12 protein-coding genes are annotated in these 16,002 nt (G+C 61.2%); 11 read left to right on the top strand and 1 reads right to left on the bottom strand.

The features are described from left to right. Positions 1-134: 134 nt before the first annotated feature. From AC3WRD_RS07125 to AC3WRD_RS07105, 5 genes are all read left to right on the top strand, one after another. Complete coding sequence (locus AC3WRD_RS07125; RefSeq protein WP_096821445.1) at positions 135-1,493, top strand: glutamine synthetase family protein; 1,359 nt, start codon at positions 135-137, stop codon at positions 1,491-1,493. 137 nt (positions 1,494-1,630) lie between these two features. Beyond that, positions 1,631-2,719 (top strand): polyamine ABC transporter substrate-binding protein, encoded by a 1,089-nt coding sequence (locus AC3WRD_RS07120; RefSeq protein WP_102620019.1) that lies wholly within the window; start codon positions 1,631-1,633, stop codon positions 2,717-2,719. Continuing rightward, complete coding sequence (locus AC3WRD_RS07115) at positions 2,716-4,017, top strand: NAD(P)/FAD-dependent oxidoreductase (protein WP_102620020.1); 1,302 nt, start codon at positions 2,716-2,718, stop codon at positions 4,015-4,017. The genes AC3WRD_RS07120 and AC3WRD_RS07115 overlap by 4 nt, the downstream gene beginning before the upstream one ends. 113 nt (positions 4,018-4,130) lie before the next feature. Continuing rightward, on the top strand, positions 4,131-5,786 hold the full coding sequence (locus AC3WRD_RS07110) for a PqiB family protein (protein WP_102620021.1): 1,656 nt from the start codon (positions 4,131-4,133) through the stop codon (positions 5,784-5,786). 16 nt (positions 5,787-5,802) lie between these two features. Next, the gene (locus AC3WRD_RS07105; RefSeq protein WP_102620022.1) at positions 5,803-6,354 is read left to right on the top strand and encodes a PqiC family protein; all 552 of its coding nucleotides are present in this window, start codon (positions 5,803-5,805) and stop codon (positions 6,352-6,354) included. Here AC3WRD_RS07105 and AC3WRD_RS07100 read toward each other — a convergent pair. Next, a complete protein-coding gene (locus AC3WRD_RS07100) occupies positions 6,312-7,625 on the bottom strand; it encodes a sensor histidine kinase (protein WP_102620023.1) in 1,314 nt (437 codons plus the stop codon). The two genes, AC3WRD_RS07105 and AC3WRD_RS07100, sit on opposite strands and share 43 nt — an antisense overlap. Before the next feature lie 326 nt (positions 7,626-7,951). Here AC3WRD_RS07100 and pmrG point away from each other — a divergent pair, with 326 nt between their 5' ends. The 6 genes from pmrG to AC3WRD_RS07070 all read left to right on the top strand — a co-directional run bounded on the left by pmrG (position 7,952) and on the right by AC3WRD_RS07070 (position 15,995). Further along, positions 7,952-8,605 (top strand): lipopolysaccharide core heptose(II)-phosphate phosphatase PmrG, encoded by a 654-nt coding sequence (gene pmrG, locus AC3WRD_RS07095; RefSeq protein ID WP_102620024.1) that lies wholly within the window; start codon positions 7,952-7,954, stop codon positions 8,603-8,605. Between the two features lie 281 nt (positions 8,606-8,886). Further along, positions 8,887-10,599, top strand: a complete 1,713-nt coding sequence (arnT, locus tag AC3WRD_RS07090; protein WP_102620025.1) for a lipid IV(A) 4-amino-4-deoxy-L-arabinosyltransferase — start codon at positions 8,887-8,889, stop codon at positions 10,597-10,599. Beyond that, positions 10,596-12,125, top strand: coding sequence for an ArnT family glycosyltransferase (locus AC3WRD_RS07085; RefSeq protein ID WP_102620026.1), 1,530 nt, complete (start codon positions 10,596-10,598; stop codon positions 12,123-12,125). The genes arnT and AC3WRD_RS07085 overlap by 4 nt, the downstream gene beginning before the upstream one ends. 202 nt (positions 12,126-12,327) lie before the next feature. Continuing rightward, the gene (locus tag AC3WRD_RS07080; RefSeq protein WP_096821454.1) at positions 12,328-13,341 is read left to right on the top strand and encodes an iron ABC transporter substrate-binding protein; all 1,014 of its coding nucleotides are present in this window, start codon (positions 12,328-12,330) and stop codon (positions 13,339-13,341) included. 3 nt (positions 13,342-13,344) lie between these two features. Further along, entirely contained in the window at positions 13,345-14,940 is a 1,596-nt protein-coding gene (locus tag AC3WRD_RS07075) for an ABC transporter permease (protein WP_102620061.1), read from the top strand. Further along, positions 14,937-15,995 (top strand): ABC transporter ATP-binding protein, encoded by a 1,059-nt coding sequence (locus AC3WRD_RS07070; protein ID WP_102620027.1) that lies wholly within the window; start codon positions 14,937-14,939, stop codon positions 15,993-15,995. Before AC3WRD_RS07075 ends, AC3WRD_RS07070 begins: the two co-directional genes overlap by 4 nt. Positions 15,996-16,002 lie beyond the last annotated feature (7 nt).

The raw sequence follows: 16,002 nt of genomic DNA, 5'->3' as shown, positions 1-16,002 counted from the left end.
CTTTGGTGCTGCTTAAAGTGGATAGATGGAACGGCAAGGCCCGCCCAAGATAGTCGTCAACGCGCCACAGGGGAAGCCTGCGAAAGATGAAATCGCACTTCCCCCGCGTCAATAAAACCAACGACGAGGTCTTTATGAATGCCCCTTTCGATCAGCTGTTCACGTGGCTGAAAGATCACAAGATTACCGAAGTGGAATGCGTGGTCAGCGACCTGACCGGCATCGCCCGCGGCAAAATTGCACCGACCAACAAGTTCCTGCATGAGCGAGGCATGCGCCTGCCGGAAAGTGTGCTGCTGCAAACGGTAACCGGGGATTTTGTCGACGACGACATCTACTACGACCTGCTCGACCCGGCCGACATCGACATGGTCTGCAAACCGGTGAGCGATGCGGTGTACGTGGTGCCATGGGCCATCGAACCGACGGCCATTGTGATCCACGACACCTTCGACAAGTTCGGCAACCCGATCGAACTGTCGCCGCGCAACGTGCTGAAGAAAGTCTTGCAGCTGTACACCGACAAGGGCTGGAAGCCGATTGTCGCGCCGGAAATGGAGTTCTACCTGACCCAGCGTTGCGAAGACCCGGACTTGCCGTTGAAGGCACCGCTGGGCCGTTCCGGTCGCGCCGAAAGCGGTCGGCAGTCGTTCTCCATCGATGCGGCCAACGAATTCGATCCGCTGTTCGAAGACGTCTACGACTGGTGCGAACTGCAAGGCCTGGACCTGGACACGCTGATCCACGAAGACGGCCCGGCGCAGATGGAAATCAACTTCCGTCACGGCGACGCCCTGGATCTGGCCGACCAGATCACCGTGTTCAAGCGCACCCTGCGCGAAGCCGCGCTCAAGCACAACGTCACCGCAACGTTCATGGCCAAACCGATTGGCGATGAGCCTGGCAGCGCCATGCACTTGCACCAGAGCGTGGTGGAAATCGCCACCGGCAAACCGATTTTCGCCAATGCCGACGGCACCATGAGCGATCTGTTCCGCCATCACATCGGCGGTCTGCAGAAATTCATCCCGAAAGTGCTGCCAATGTTCGCGCCCAACGTGAACTCGTTCCGTCGCTTCCTGCCGGACACCTCGGCACCGGTCAACGTCGAATGGGGCGAAGAAAACCGCACCGTCGGCCTGCGGGTTCCAACCTCCGGCCCTGAAGCGATGCGCGTGGAAAACCGCCTGCCCGGCGCTGACGCCAACCCGTACCTGGCGATTGCCGCGAGCCTGCTGTGCGGTTACATCGGCATGGTCGAGGGCATCGAGCCAAGTGCCGCCGTCGAAGGCCGCGCCTATGAGCGCCGCAACCTGCGCCTGCCGATCACCATCGAAGAAGCCCTGACCCAGATGGAAGAGTGCGACACCGTCGCCGAGTATCTGGGCAGCAAGTTCGTGCGCGGCTACGTGGCGGTGAAACGTGCCGAGCATGAAAACTTCAAGCGCGTGATCAGCTCCTGGGAGCGTGAGTTCCTGTTGCTGAGCGTCTGATTTAAACGACAAAAACCAAACCCACGATCGTTCCCACGCAGCGGACGCGGAGCGTCCATTGAGGCATTCCCACGCGGAGCGTGGGAACGATCAGCAAGAGTCGCCTGAAAAATCCAATAATTCGAAGAGGTGTCGATATGCGTCTGTTGAAATCCCTGATCCCCGCCGCCCTGGCATTGGCGTGCAGCGCAGGTGCCCAGGCCCAACCCCAGGTCAGCGTCTACAACTGGACCGATTACATCGGCCCGACCACCCTCGCCGACTTCCAGGCCGGCAGCGGAATCAAGGTGATCTACGACGTCTTCGACTCCAACGAAACCCTCGAAGGCAAACTGCTCGCCGGTCGCACCGGTTACGACGTGGTGGTACCGTCCAACCACTTCCTGGCCCGTCAGGTGAAGGCCGGGGCGTTCCTCAAGCTGGATCGTTCGCAATTGCCGAACTGGAAGAACCTCGACCCGAAACTGCTGGCCCTGCTCGAGAAAAACGATCCGGGTAACGAGCACTCGGTGCCGTACCTGTGGGGCACCAACGGCATCGGCTACAACGTCGACAAGGTCAAACAGGTGCTGGGCATCGACCACATCGATTCCTGGGCCGTGCTGTTCGAGCCGGAGAACCTGAAAAAACTCACCCAGTGCGGCGTGTCGATGATGGACTCGGCCGACGAAGTGTTCCCGGCGATCCTCAATTACATGGGCATGGACCCGCGCAGCGAAAACCCTGAGGACTTCAAGAAAGCCGAAGCCAAGCTGCTGAGCATCCGCCCGTACATCACCTACTTCCACTCTTCGAAGTATGTGTCGGACCTGGCCAACGGCGACATCTGCGTGGCCTTTGGTTACTCCGGCGACGTGTTCCAGGCCGCCAACCGCGCCAAGGAAGCAAACAACGGCGTGAACATCGCCTATGCGATTCCCAAGGAAGGCGCGAACCTGTGGTTCGACCTGCTGGCGATTCCCGCCGATGCCGGCAACACCAAAGAAGCCCACGCCTTCATCAATTACCTGCTTGATCCGCAAGTGATCGCCAAGGTCAGCGCCTCGGTCGGCTATGCCAACCCGAACCCGCCGGCCAAGCAATACATGGACGTCGCACTGGTCAGCAATCCTGAGGTTTATCCGCCCCAGGACGTGCTCGACAAACTCTACATTTCCACCACCCCGCCCCAGTCGATCATGCGTCTGATGACCCGTTCCTGGAGCAAAGTGAAGTCGAACAAATGAATCAGTACACCCAGGAACACGCCCGCTCCTATTACGCTGCATCGGCCCGGGCGAGCACACCCTACCCAACGCTTGAAGCAGACCTGAACGCCGATGTCTGCGTGATCGGCGGCGGCTTCACCGGCGTCAACACCGCCATCGAGCTGGCCCAGCGCGGTCTCTCGGTGGTGCTGCTCGAAGGCCGGCGCATCGGTTGGGGCGCCAGCGGGCGCAACGGCGGCCAGTTGATCCGTGGCATCGGCCATGAAGTCGAGGGCTTCGCCCGCCATGTCGGCGCAGAAGGCGTGCGCTACCTGCAACAGGCCGGCGTCGACTCGGTGGAACTGGTGCGCCGGCGCATCGGCGACAACGCCATCGAGTGCGACCTGCGCTGGGGCTTCTGCGAACTGGCCAACACCACGGCGCAATTCGAGGCGTTCAAGGCCGAACAGGACAGTCTCGCAGCCTCGGGTTATGCCCACGAAACACGTCTGGTCGGCCCCGAAGATATTCGTCGGCAAGTGGTCAACGCCGGTGTCTACAAGGGTGGCCTGATCGACATGGGATCGGGCCATCTGCACCCGCTCGATCTGGTTCAGGGCGAAGCGCGGCTGGCAGCTTCGCTCGGGGTGCGGATCTTCGAGCAGAGCCCGGTGCTGGAAATCATCCACGGTGCGACGGTACAAGTGCGCTGCGCTTCGGGCACGGTACGCGCCGGCAGCCTGGTGCTCGGTTGCAACGCGCATCTGGACGAACTCGAGCAACAACTCAGCGGTAAGGTCCTGCCCGCCGGCAGCTACATCATCGCCACCGAACCCTTGTCCAAGGAACGCGCCGCCGAACTGATCCCGCAGAATCTGGCGCTCTGCGACCAGAAGGTCGGCCTCGACTATTACCGGCTTTCGGCGGATCGGCGTCTGCTGTTTGGCGGTGCCTGCCATTACTCCGGGAAGGATCCGGCGGATATTGCCGCGTACATGCGACCGAAGATGCTCAAGGTGTTCCCGCAACTGGCGGATGTGCGCATCGACTATCAATGGGGCGGCAAGATCGGCATCACCGCCAACCGCTTCCCGCAGGTCGGACGCCTCAAGCAGCACCCGAACGTGTTCTACGCCCAGGGCTATTCCGGCCATGGCCTGAACGTCACGCACTGGTGCGCCAAATTGCTGGGCGAAGCGATTCACGCCGGCCACAGCCAGGGCATGGACGTGTTCAGCGGCGTGCCGCACATGACCTTCCCCGGCGGCCCGGCGCTGCGCTCGCCGTTGTTGGCATTGGGCATGTTCTGGTATCGCCTGCGGGAAATGCTCGGCTGAACCTCGCGGCTTGAAGCGACCTGCACATTTGCTCTATCGCAAAGCACTTCTATATTGATGAAGTGCTTTTGCGTTCCTGACGCTCAGTGCCCAACACACTCTGGAGGTCATGGATGGAGTCGTCAGCCGCCGATCAACCGCGAGCACCCGGCCAGGCACCGATCAAGACCCGGCGTTTCAGCATTTCGCTGGTGTGGATCGTGCCGATTGTCGCCGTGCTGGTGGGCATTTCGCTGGTGGTGCACAACCTGATGCAGGAAGGCCCGACGATCGTCGTCACCTTCAAGACCGGCAGCGGTCTGACCGCCAACAAGACCGAAGTCAAATACCGCAACGTGGTGGTCGGCCAGGTCTCGGATGTCGAACTGAGCGACGACCAGAAGAGCGTCAACGCCACGATCAAGCTGTCCAAACAGGCCGAAACTTTCACCCGCGAAGACTCGCAATTCTGGGTGGTACGCCCGCGTATCGGCGCGGGTGGCGTGTCGGGCATCGATACCCTGCTGTCTGGCGATTACATTGGTGCCGATATCGGCCAATCGAACGATCGCGCCAAGTATTTCAAAGGCCTGGAAAACCCGCCCCCGATCACCTATGGCGAACCGGGCAGGCGCTTCAACCTGCACGCCTCGGATCTGGGTTCGCTGGACATCGGCTCCCCCGTCTACTACCGCAAGATCCCGGTCGGCCAGGTGGTGGCCTATGCCCTGGACCCCGACGGCAAAGGGGTGAATATCGAAGTGTTCATTCACGCGCCGAACGATGCCTACGTCACGGAAAACACCCGTTTCTGGAACGCCAGCGGCATTGACGTGAACGTCGGTGCCAATGGTTTTGCGGTGAAAACCGAATCGTTGTCGACCTTGCTGGTCGGTGGCATCGCCTTCCGCGCACCCGATTACAGCCCCAACGATGTCGCCGCGGCGGATGAAAAGTCCTTCGATCTGTTCGAAGACCAGATGACCGCCCTCGCCCCGCCCAACGGCAAACCGCAGTACCTGAGCCTGCGTTTCGATCAGTCGCTGCGCGGTCTCAAGGTCGATGCTCCGGTGGAATTCCTCGGTATGGAGATCGGCCGGGTGGTCAGCATCAACCTCGACTTCGACGAGAAAAAACGCAGCTTCCCGCTCAACGTCGGCATCGTGATCTACCCGCAACGTCTGGGACGGGCCCACGAAAAGATGCTCAAGGTGCTCAACCACAACCCGGACGACGAAGCCGCCGGCGTGCGTCTGATCGGCACCTTCATCGACAACGGCCTGCGCGCCCAGGCCCGCAGCGGCAACCTTCTCACGGGTCAGCTGTACATCGCTTTGGACTTCTTCCCCAAAGCCGAAAAAGTCGCGTTTGACCCCACCGCTCGCCCGATCAGCGTTCCGACCGTCCCCGGCAGCCTCGAACAGTTGCAGGAAAAACTCGAAGCCATGGTCGACAAACTCAACAAGCTGCCGGTGGAGCGCATCGCCGGCAATCTCGACAGCAATCTGGTGGAGCTGCGCAAAGGCCTGACCCAATTCAACGCCAAGACCCTGCCCGGTGTTCAGAGCACCCTGGCGGACGTGAGCAAGACCCTGCAATCGGCCAGCTCGACCCTGGCCGAAGACTCGCCGCAACGCGAGCAACTGACCCAGACCCTCGACGAACTCGGGCGCATGTCGCGCTCGTTGCGTGAACTGTCGGATTACCTGGGCCGTCATCCGGAATCGCTGATTCGCGGTCGCCCCGACAACGCCGCGCCGCTGGATCTCAAAGGACCGCCGCGCAATTGAGCACAGGAGCTGTCCCATGGCTTTACCGCTGAAGTTCACCGTGCTCGCTGCGTGCCTGCTGCTGGGTGCCTGTCGCAGCGACCCGATCAGCTTTCATACCCTGACCCCGGCACAACCGGCGGCCGGCAGATCGGGCTCGGACATTGCCATTGAAGGCATCAGCGTGCCGCCGCAGGTCGACCGGCCGCAGATCGTCATCCGCCAGGGCAACAGTGGCCTGGCGATTCTGGAAACCGAATGGTGGGGCGCCAGCCTGGCCGATGAGTTGCGCAGTGCGCTGGTGGATCAACTGAGCAATGCCGGCGGGTCACGCAAAGTCTCGGTGCGCATCGACGTGCAACGTTTTGATTCGCTTCCCGGGCAATACGCGCTGATCGACGCCAAATGGCGACTGCGCGCAACCGGTGAATCCGACAATGGGCTGCTCACCTGCCGTTCAGTCCTGCAAATGCCGTCCGGGCCGAGCATCAATGAACTGGTGATTGCACAACAGAACAACGTCAAGCGACTGGCTGCGCAGATCACTCAGGCGGCGGGCAATGGACGGGGCTGTCCGCCGGCGTCCTGAGAGGCAGGGCTCAACTTCACGCTGAAGCGGCAACCGTTGGATTCGCCCGTACTCAGGTTCACCTGCCATTGCTGTCGCTTGCAGATCCGCTGCACCAGCGACAACCCCAATCCAAGCCCCTCTCCCCGACCTTCGTCACCGCGCACGAAGGGCTGAAATACGGCCTGGCGCTGTTCTTCCGGAATGCCGATGCCACTGTCTTCCACGACAAAACCGTTTGCCGTCACGGTCAATCGGACAAAACCCCGATCGGTGTAATGCCAGGCATTGCGCAGCAGGTTACCCATCACCGATTGCAGAAACGTCAGGTTGAAGCGTTCCATGCAGGGCTGATCCACGTCGTAGAAAAACTCCAGCCCTTTTTCGCGAATCAGTCGGCCCCAGATCTCGCACTGAGCATCGGCAACTTCCTTGAGCGTGACGCAAATATCATTGCCGGCATCATCCTCGGCGCGAGCCAGCATCAGGAAGGTATCGACCAGTTGGCGCATCTCGTGGCTGGCCCGGGCGATACGATTGACCTGTGCTGTCGAACGGGGATCCAGCGACGGATTGGCGAGCAACAATTCGCAGGAGCCGCCCAGCACCATCAACGGCGTGCGCAGTTCATGGCTGACATCGCTGGTGAACAGTTTTTCGCGGCTCAGGGTTTCGCGCAAACGCCCCAGTGTCTGATCGAACGACAACGCCAGCTCTCCCACTTCATCCGCCGCATAGTCCGGGTGCAGCGGGGGCGCCAGCACCAACAGCTGATCGCGGTGGCGAACCTGGCGAGCCAGACGAATGACCGGCGCCATCACGCGCCGCGCCAACAGCCGACCGAGCATGATCGCCAGCAGGATGCTCAGGAGAAACCCGACCGTGACCACGATGAACAGCAACCGCTCACGTTGTTCGAGGCTTTCCTGATCACGCAGCAGCACGTATTTGCGCCCGCCGACCACCTCGACCATCGCGAAAAAATCGTCGCCGTTGAACATGATTTCCTGGAATCCGGGTGACAGCGCGGCCAGTGACGGAATCAGTGCCATGGGCCCGGGCCCGCCTTCGAAGAAAAACAACTCACTCTTTTCCGGCTGATGACTCCAGCGATTGATGTCATCCATCGCCAGCAACCGGTGCAGGCCGCCACTCAGGGTGCTGGTGGCCAGTTTGTGTTCGACCACATGCACGGCGGCAACGATGCCCAGCGCAAACACCCCGGCGACCAGGGCGCTCATCAAAGCGAACACGATGACGATCCGTTTCGTCAGGCTTTGCTTGAGGTCCATTCGGGTCGATGACTCCACTGCTGATTTCAGACTTCGCGGTCAAAAACAGGCGAGCGCCGCGACATTGACCGAACCTGCGCAGCTTCACCGCAAACATAAACATTTGTTAAGCCAGGCCGGTAAAAAAAGGGTATTTGAGTCTGGTTATCAAACACCCGATTAATTGTGCAGTTTCAACTCTCGCAAATTTTTCACATGTTCTTCACTGCCCCCCAACGTGCACAAACGTAATGTTCAGCCAATATTCAAGTTCACAACTATAAAAGTTGGTTAAATCGCCGGCCGATCTCGCCTGCGACGTCAAGGGGCATGCCGTGGAGCGACAGATGCAATTAACAGCGACATATAAACAACGCCGGACGCTGCGACTTGGAAGACTGCTGACCATCATCGGTTCGTTGCTGGTCATTGCGTTGGTCAGCGGCTTCGTCTGGATGACCCGCTCGCCCATCGATCTGGGCCAGGCCGGCCATGCGGCCAAGGCTGATTTGACCAAGGCCTGGCAGGCCGGCGAAGTCGTTGCTCTGGTGCGTCATGCCGAACGTTGCGACCGTTCCGACAATCTTTGCCTGGGCCCGGCCGACGGCATCACCAAGGCCGGCAACGACTCTGCAGCGCTGGTGGGCAAAGGCTTCGTGGCACTGGGCATGCAGCAGGCTCAGGTGTTCACCAGCCCGCTGACGCGTACCGTGCAAACGGCGCGTGCCATGTTCGGGCAGGACGCCACAGCCCAGATCTGGCTTGAGTCCTGTGGTTCTTCACTGCGCAACGACGTGGTGGCGCACAAGATGGCGCAACACAATCTGGTACTGGTCACCCACAGCGGCTGCATCAGCGACTTTGAAAAACAGACCGGTTTCCCCCACGCAATCGCCGCCGATTACGGCAGCACCCTGTTCGTACGCATCGATGACAAGGGGCAACTTAAAGTGCTGGGCATCATGAATGCCGACGCCTGGTCCCAACTCAAAAATCATTAATGCTTTAGTTGGATCGGGCCGGCAAAGCTGAACTTTTTTTCAACTAACCAGCGCTGATTTCATTAATTTGTAATGAGACATGTATCTGCCCCCGACTTACTGGACAACTGTTTTTTTTAAGCTTGGCTTTATCGCGAGAACTTCGGCCTGGAGGTACGACAGTTCTCTGGATACAGGAAACGCCCGACACCTGCATTCATTCAACACGATGACACGCCCGCTCAGGAACGCGCCGGGCAGGTCATCGACACAAGAACTTCGTTCGGTACCAAGGCTCTGTCATGACGTCTGAAAACAACCCGCTGCGACACGCTGCCCGTCATTTTCCCCCAACCACGACTTTCGACCGCTTGGCCATCCCCGGCCTGATTCTGGCTTTCGTGGTGTTTTACCTGCTGCCGTTGATGACTCACGGCCTGTGGATCCCCGATGAAACCCGCTACGGCCAGATCAGCCAGGAAATGCTGCTCAGCGGCAACTGGGTGGCCCCGCACTTCATGGGCATCCGCTATTTCGAGAAGCCGATCGCCGGTTACTGGATGATTGCGATCGGTCAGGCGATTTTCGGTGACAACCTGTTCGGCGTGCGTATCGCTTCGGCGCTGAGTACCGGTGCCAGCGTCTGGCTGACTTACCTGATGGCCCGCCGGCTCTGGAACAACCCGCGCATCAGCGCCGCGAGCGCCCTGCTTTATATGAGTTTCGGGCTGATTGCCGGTCAGGCCGGTTATGCCAACCTCGATCCGCAGTTCACCTTGTGGGTCAACCTGAGCATGGTTGCCGTGTGGTTTGCCATCGACAGCCGCACGCCCCGCGCTCGCCTGGGTGGCTGGGCGCTGCTGGGTGTGGCGTGCGGCATGGGCCTGATGACCAAGGGCTTTCTGGCCTTGCTGCTGCCGGTACTGATCGCCCTGCCCTACATGATCTGGCAACGTCGCTTCGGCGAACTGGTGCGCTACGGACTGGTCGCCGTGGTGGTTTGCGTGCTGATCAGCCTGCCGTGGGTGTTGGCTGTTCATTACCGGGAACCTGACTTCTGGCGGTTCTTCTTCTGGCACGAACACATCCGTCGCTTTGCCGCCGGCGATGCCGCGCAACATGCTCGCCCGTGGTGGTTCTACCTGCCGTTGCTGTTTGCCTCCACCCTGCCGTGGGCCGTGCTGCTGCCTTCGACGCTCCTGCGCACCTGGCGTGAAAAGCGTGAGGCGAAAACCGCTTACCTGGCGCTGTGGTTCCTGTTGCCGCTGGCCTTTTTCAGCCTGAGCAGCGGCAAACTGCCGACCTACATCATGCCGTGCCTGCTTCCAATCGCACTCTTGATGGGACAGACCGTGATCAACTGGCTGGATCAGCACAGTGGCCGCGTCCTGCGCCTGAACGGCGTGATCAATACCGTCATCGCCAGCGCTGCGCTGGTGGCGCTGCTTTATCTGCAAGCGACCAAGGAAATCTACGAAAACACCGAGATGTTCAGCCTGTCGCTGGTGTACATCGTGCTGGTGGGCTGGATCATCGCCAACGCCTTGCAGGTGTTGCGACCACTGACGTTATGGGCGATGCCGGCGCTGGGCATCGGTCTGCTGGTGGCGCTGCTGCCTGCGGCCATGCCGGCACAGATCGTCAACAGCAAGATGCCTGACCAGTTCATTGCCGAGCATCAACAGGAACTGGGTGAAACCTCATCCTTGCTGAGCAACGACCTGGGCGCGGCCTCGGCGCTGTCGTGGCGTTTGAAGCGGCCGCAAGTGGATCTGTTCAACACGATCGGTGAACTCAAGTACGGCCTCGAAGACCCGGCCATGGCGGCGCGTAAAGTCACCATGGAAAACGTCGGCCAATGGATGACCGATGCGCGGAAAAAAGGCGCGGTCGGTGTGGTCTTACGCGTCAACAGTACCCAGGAAGAGCAGGAAGTCGAATTGCTGCCGGTGGACGGCAAGCACTACCGTCGCGGCAATCTGCAGATCTTCATCTTTGCGCAGAGCCAGCCATGACCTTGCGCAACAATGAACGGGGCGCCCTGCTGCTCCTGCTGGCCGCCAGCGCCCTGATGTTGCTGCTCGGCCTGGGCAGCCGCGAGCTCTGGGGCGCAGAAACCCGCTGGGCCAACATCGCGTTGCAGATGCTGCAAAGCGGCGATTACTTCGACCCGTACCTCAAGGGCGATCCCTACTACGACAAACCGTTGTTGTCGTATTGGCTGATCACCGCAACCGCCTGGCTGACCGGTGGCCTGGATCACTGGTCGTTGCGCCTGTCTTCGGTGGTGTCCGCGTGGTTGAGCGTCTGGCTGGTGTACCTGCTGGGCGAGCGCCTGTTTCGAAAAGGCACCGGCCTGATCGCCGGGTGGATGCTGGCGACCACGTTCTATTTCGTGTTCTGGGCACGGGTCGCCACGGCTGACATCCTGACCGTGTGCGGCGTGTTGGCGGCAGTCTGGTGGTACTGGCGCGGGCCGGAAGACACCCGGTTTTCGCGCTACGTGGTGTTTTGCGGCTTGCTGGCCCTGACCTCGCTGTTCAAAGGCCTGATCGGCTTCATCCTGCCGGGGCTGGTGCTGTTGCCACACCTGCTGAATGAAGGCCGCTGGAAGCGTCATCTCAACCTGCGCCTGCTCGGGGCGCTGCTGGTGGCCGGGGCGTTCTATATGACGCCATTCCTGCTGTCCCATCTCTACGGTGCGCCGAACTACGGGGAAAGCGGCCTGGGATTGGTGCTGAGGGAAAACGTCGTGCGGTTCTTCCAGCCGTTCGACAACATCGGCCCGATCTACACCTATTTGTTGTACCTGCCGGTGTATACCCTGCCCTGGGCGCCGTGCTGGATCATCGCCCTGTGGGTTGCCGCGCGGAACTGGAAACACATCGAACCGGACACCCGCTGGCTGATTCAGGGCCTGGGGTTGTTGATGCTGTTCTTCACCGCCAGCGGCAGTCGGCGCAGTTACTACGTGCTGCCGCTGGTACCGTTCGCACAACTGCTCGGGGCCTGGTGGATCACCCGGCGCATGGCTGCGCGCAATGCCGAAAGCCCGTTCGGCGGGCGTGGCCTGAAAATCGGTTTCGGCGTGGCTACCGTCCTGCTGCTCGGTATTCTCGGCGTGCTTTACCCGTGGACCAACAGCGGCGGCGGCGCGATCCGTTTCGGCGAGACCGTGCGCCTGCAAGCCAGCCAAAAGGCGCCATTGAGTCAGTGGCACATGGTCATGGTCGAGGTGGACAACAAAGTGCCGATGTACCTGCAGACTGGCGGTGCACCGTTCTACTACGTGCCGGAAACCCGGGACTTCCCTCGTGATGGTGATGCCGCCGCGATGTTCGAGTGGCTGGAGCGCACCAGCGGCCGGCATTGGGATCCGCAACGGACCATCTTTGTCGCCCAGTACCGCACCGGCGATCCGGTGCCACTCGAGCAGCTCGGTCGCGACCATCAAGTCATCACCACCACCCCGACCCGCGGCGAACAAGTGTTCCACGGACGCGAAGATCAAAGCGTCGCCTACCTCCCCCAAGGCTCCTGAAAGACAACGCCGGGTTCGCCCGGCGTCCCCGCCAAGTGACTGCTAACCTGAATGGCAATGACATGTATTAACGGTTTGTTTGACGTTTTTTTCTCATTTGCCTCTCTACATTGCCAGCCAGCCAACATATGCAAATCATTCGCATTGAAATTTCCTCGCGAACGGTTGCCCATAACGTCTAAAAAACAGGAGCTGCCCCGTCATGAGTTCATCCATTCCGTCCTTTCTGAAGCACGCTGCTCTGGCGACGGCGCTGCTGGCTGCCGGCCAGGTGTTTGCCGCCGACTCGGTTGGTATCGTGGTCTACAACGCCCAGCATGAAACCCTGACCAAGGCGTGGGTCGCCGGCTTCACCGAAGAAACCGGGATCCCGGTCACGATCCGTAACGGCGACGACACGGAAATGGGCAACCAGATCGTGCAGGAAGGTGCGTCTTCTCCGGCAGACGTGTTCCTGACGGAAAACTCCCCGGCGATGGTGCTGGTGGACAATGCCAAGCTGTTCGCCCCGGTAGCACCGGCCACCCTTGAACAAGTGGGCGCAGCCTATCGTCCGGCGCACGGCCAATGGGTCGGCATCGCCGCTCGCTCCACCGTATTCGTCTATAACCCGGCGAAACTGGCGGAAAAAGACCTGCCAAAATCCCTGACGGACCTCGCCTCCCCTGCCTGGAAAGGCCGCTGGGCCGCCTCGCCTGCCGGTGCGGATTTCCAGGCCATCGTTGCCGCCGTGCTGGAACAGAAAGGCGAAGCCGCCACCCTTGAATGGCTCAAGGGCATGAAAGCCAACTTCACCGCCTACCGTGGCAACAGCTCCGTGCTCAAAGCGGTCAATGCCGGGCAGATCGACAGCGGCGTGATCTATCACTATTACTACTTCGTCGATCAGTCCAAGACCGGCGAAAACAGCAAGAACACCGCCCTGCACTACTTCAAGCATCAGGACCCGGGCGCGTTCGTGAGCATTTCCGGCGGTGGCGTGCTGGCGTCCAGCAAGCACAAGGACGAGGCTCAGAAATTCCTCCAGTACATCACTGGCAAGCAGGGCCAGGAAGTTTTGCGCACCGGCAACTCCTTTGAATACGCCGTGGGCAAGGACGCAGCATCCAACGCCAAACTGGTGCCGTTGAAGGATCTGGACGCGCCAAAAGTCGACGCATCGAAGCTCGACAGCAAGAAAGCCGTCGAACTGATGACCCAGGCAGGACTGCTGTAATTGATGCCTGAAACTTTACCGGCGGGGATCGCTGCGGCCTCCCCCGCCAACCTTTCACGCAGGACCCGCGCCCTCAACGGTCGCGGGAGCCCTTGGGTGGTCGTGCTGGCGATCGGTGTGTCACTGCTGTCGTTACTGCCGATCGGTTTTGTCATCGGCGTGTCGTGGTACACCGGTTGGGCGACCATCGAAGCGTTGATCTTCCGCCCCCGGGTGGCCGAACTGCTGATCAACACCGTATTGCTGGTATTGATCACCCTGCCAATCTGCATTGTGCTGGGCACAACTCTCGCCTGGTTGACCGAACGCACCAATCTGCCGGGTCGGCGATTGTGGTCACTGCTGGCGGTCGCGCCGCTGGCGGTGCCGGCGTTCGTGCACAGTTACGCGTGGGTCAGCCTGATTCCGTCGATCAATGGATTGCCGGCCGGCGTGCTGGTGTCGGTGATCGCCTATTTTCCGTTCCTCTATCTGCCGATTGCGGCGACATTGCGTCGCCTCGACCCGGCGATTGAAGACGTTGCCGAATCCCTCGGTCTGAAACCGTGGGCCGTGTTCTTCCGGGTGGTCTTGCCGCAATTACGGCTGGCGATCTGTGGCGGTGCGCTGTTGGTGGGTCTGCACCTGCTGGCCGAGTACGGCCTGTACGCAATGATCCGCTTCGATACGTTCACCACCGCCATTTTCGATCAGTTCAAATCCACCTTTAACGGTCCGGCCGCCAATATGCTCGCCAGTGTGTTGGCGCTGTGCTGTCTGGCGATGCTGACCGTTGAATCCAGCGCCCGAGGCCAGGCACGTTATGCCCGGGTCGGTTCCGGCAGCGCCCGCGAACAGCGGACCGTGCGCCTCAAACGTGGCACCGCCGCGCTGGGCCTGTGCCTGCAAGTCCTGACCTGCCTGCTGGCGCTCGGCGTGCCGATGCTGACGCTGGGCAAGTGGCTGATCGCGGGCGGCGCCGAGGTCTGGCAAGGCGAAGAGTTGTTGCCGGCGCTGATTCAGACCCTGTCGTTCGGCGTGGCCGGGGCGTTGTTGACCAGCCTTGCCGCGATTCCGATTGCCTGGCTGTCGATCCGCGCGCCCGGCAAGCTGCAGCGTCTGCTTGAAGGCTGTAACTACATCACCAGTTCTCTGCCGGGGATTGTCGTGGCACTGGCGCTGGTCACCGTGACGATCCACTTCGCCCGGCCGATCTACCAGACCACCATCACCGTGCTGCTGGCGTACCTGCTGATGTTCCTGCCGCGAGCGCTGGTCAGCCTGCGTGCCGGTTTCGCCCAGGCGCCGGTGGAGCTGGAAAACATCGCGCAAAGCCTCGGTCGCTCGCCCCTGCGCGCCTTGTGGCTGATCACCCTGCGCCTGGCCGCGCCCGGTGCGGCAGCGGGTGCAGCGCTGGTGTTCCTGGCGATCACCAATGAATTGACCGCAACCCTGTTGCTCGCGCCCAATGGCACGCGCACCCTGGCCACCGGTTTCTGGGCCATGACCAGCGAAATCGACTACGCCGCCGCAGCGCCTTACGCGCTGCTGATGGTGGTGCTTTCGCTGCCGCTCACGGCCATCCTCTATCACCAATCCAGGCGCAGTGCCGGCCGATGAACGCTCTCGACATCATCAATCTCAGCAAATCCTTCGGCGCGCAAACGGCGCTGGACACCATCAACCTGTCCGTCCCGACGGGCAGCCGCACCGTGATCGTCGGCCCGTCAGGCTCCGGCAAGACCACGCTGCTGCGAATGATCGCCGGGTTCGAATTTCCCGATGCCGGCAGCCTGACGCTCAACGGCCAGACGCTGGTCGACAGCACCCACGCCGTGCCCGCCTACCAACGGCAGATCGGCTATGTACCGCAGGATGGCGCGCTGTTTCCGCACATGACCGTGGCGGACAACATCGGTTTCGGGCTCAGCGAGACCGGCAGCGCCAGAACCGAGCGCATTCAGGCGCTGATGGACAGTGTGGCCCTGAACGCCAACATGGCCGCGCGCTGGCCCCACGAACTGTCCGGTGGCCAGCAGCAACGGGTGTCACTCGCCCGGGCACTGGCCCAGCAACCACGCCTGATGCTGTTGGATGAACCCTTTTCCGCCCTCGACACCGGCCTGCGCGGCGCCATGCGCAAAATGGTCGCCCGCCTGCTCGAAGAGGCCGGTGTGACCACGATTCTGGTCACCCACGACCAAAGCGAAGCGCTGTCGTTTGCCGACCAATTGGCCGTCATGCGTGACGGACGACTGGTGCAATCGGGGCATCCGATGGACCTCTACCGCTATCCGGACGACGAGCAGACCGCACGTTTTCTCGGCGAAGCGGTGGTCATGCCGGCGCGGATCGAGGCCGGCTGGGCCCATTGCGATCTGGGACGGATCGCGGTGAACAGCAACGGTTTCTCCGGCCCGGCGCAGATCATGCTGCGCCCGGAACAGCTTCAGCTGTCCGACCTTCCCGCCGACTCGGAGGGCTGCAATGCCGTCGTCACCGAACGCGACTTCGGCGGCAATACCTGCACCCTGACGGTCGAACTTTGCGCCAGCGTCAACGAAGAAGCTGGCCGCTCGCTACTGGTTCGCAGCACGGGCATGCACGCGCCACCGGCCGGCAGCGCCGTGCAACTGTCGATACTTGGGGCCGCCCACGTCTTCGAAGCGTCCTGACGTTCAG

The organism is Pseudomonas sp. FW215-R2 (genome assembly GCF_058789255.1).
The sequence above is the reverse complement of the archived record's forward strand: the minus strand, read 5'-3'. Positions and strand labels throughout refer to the sequence as shown.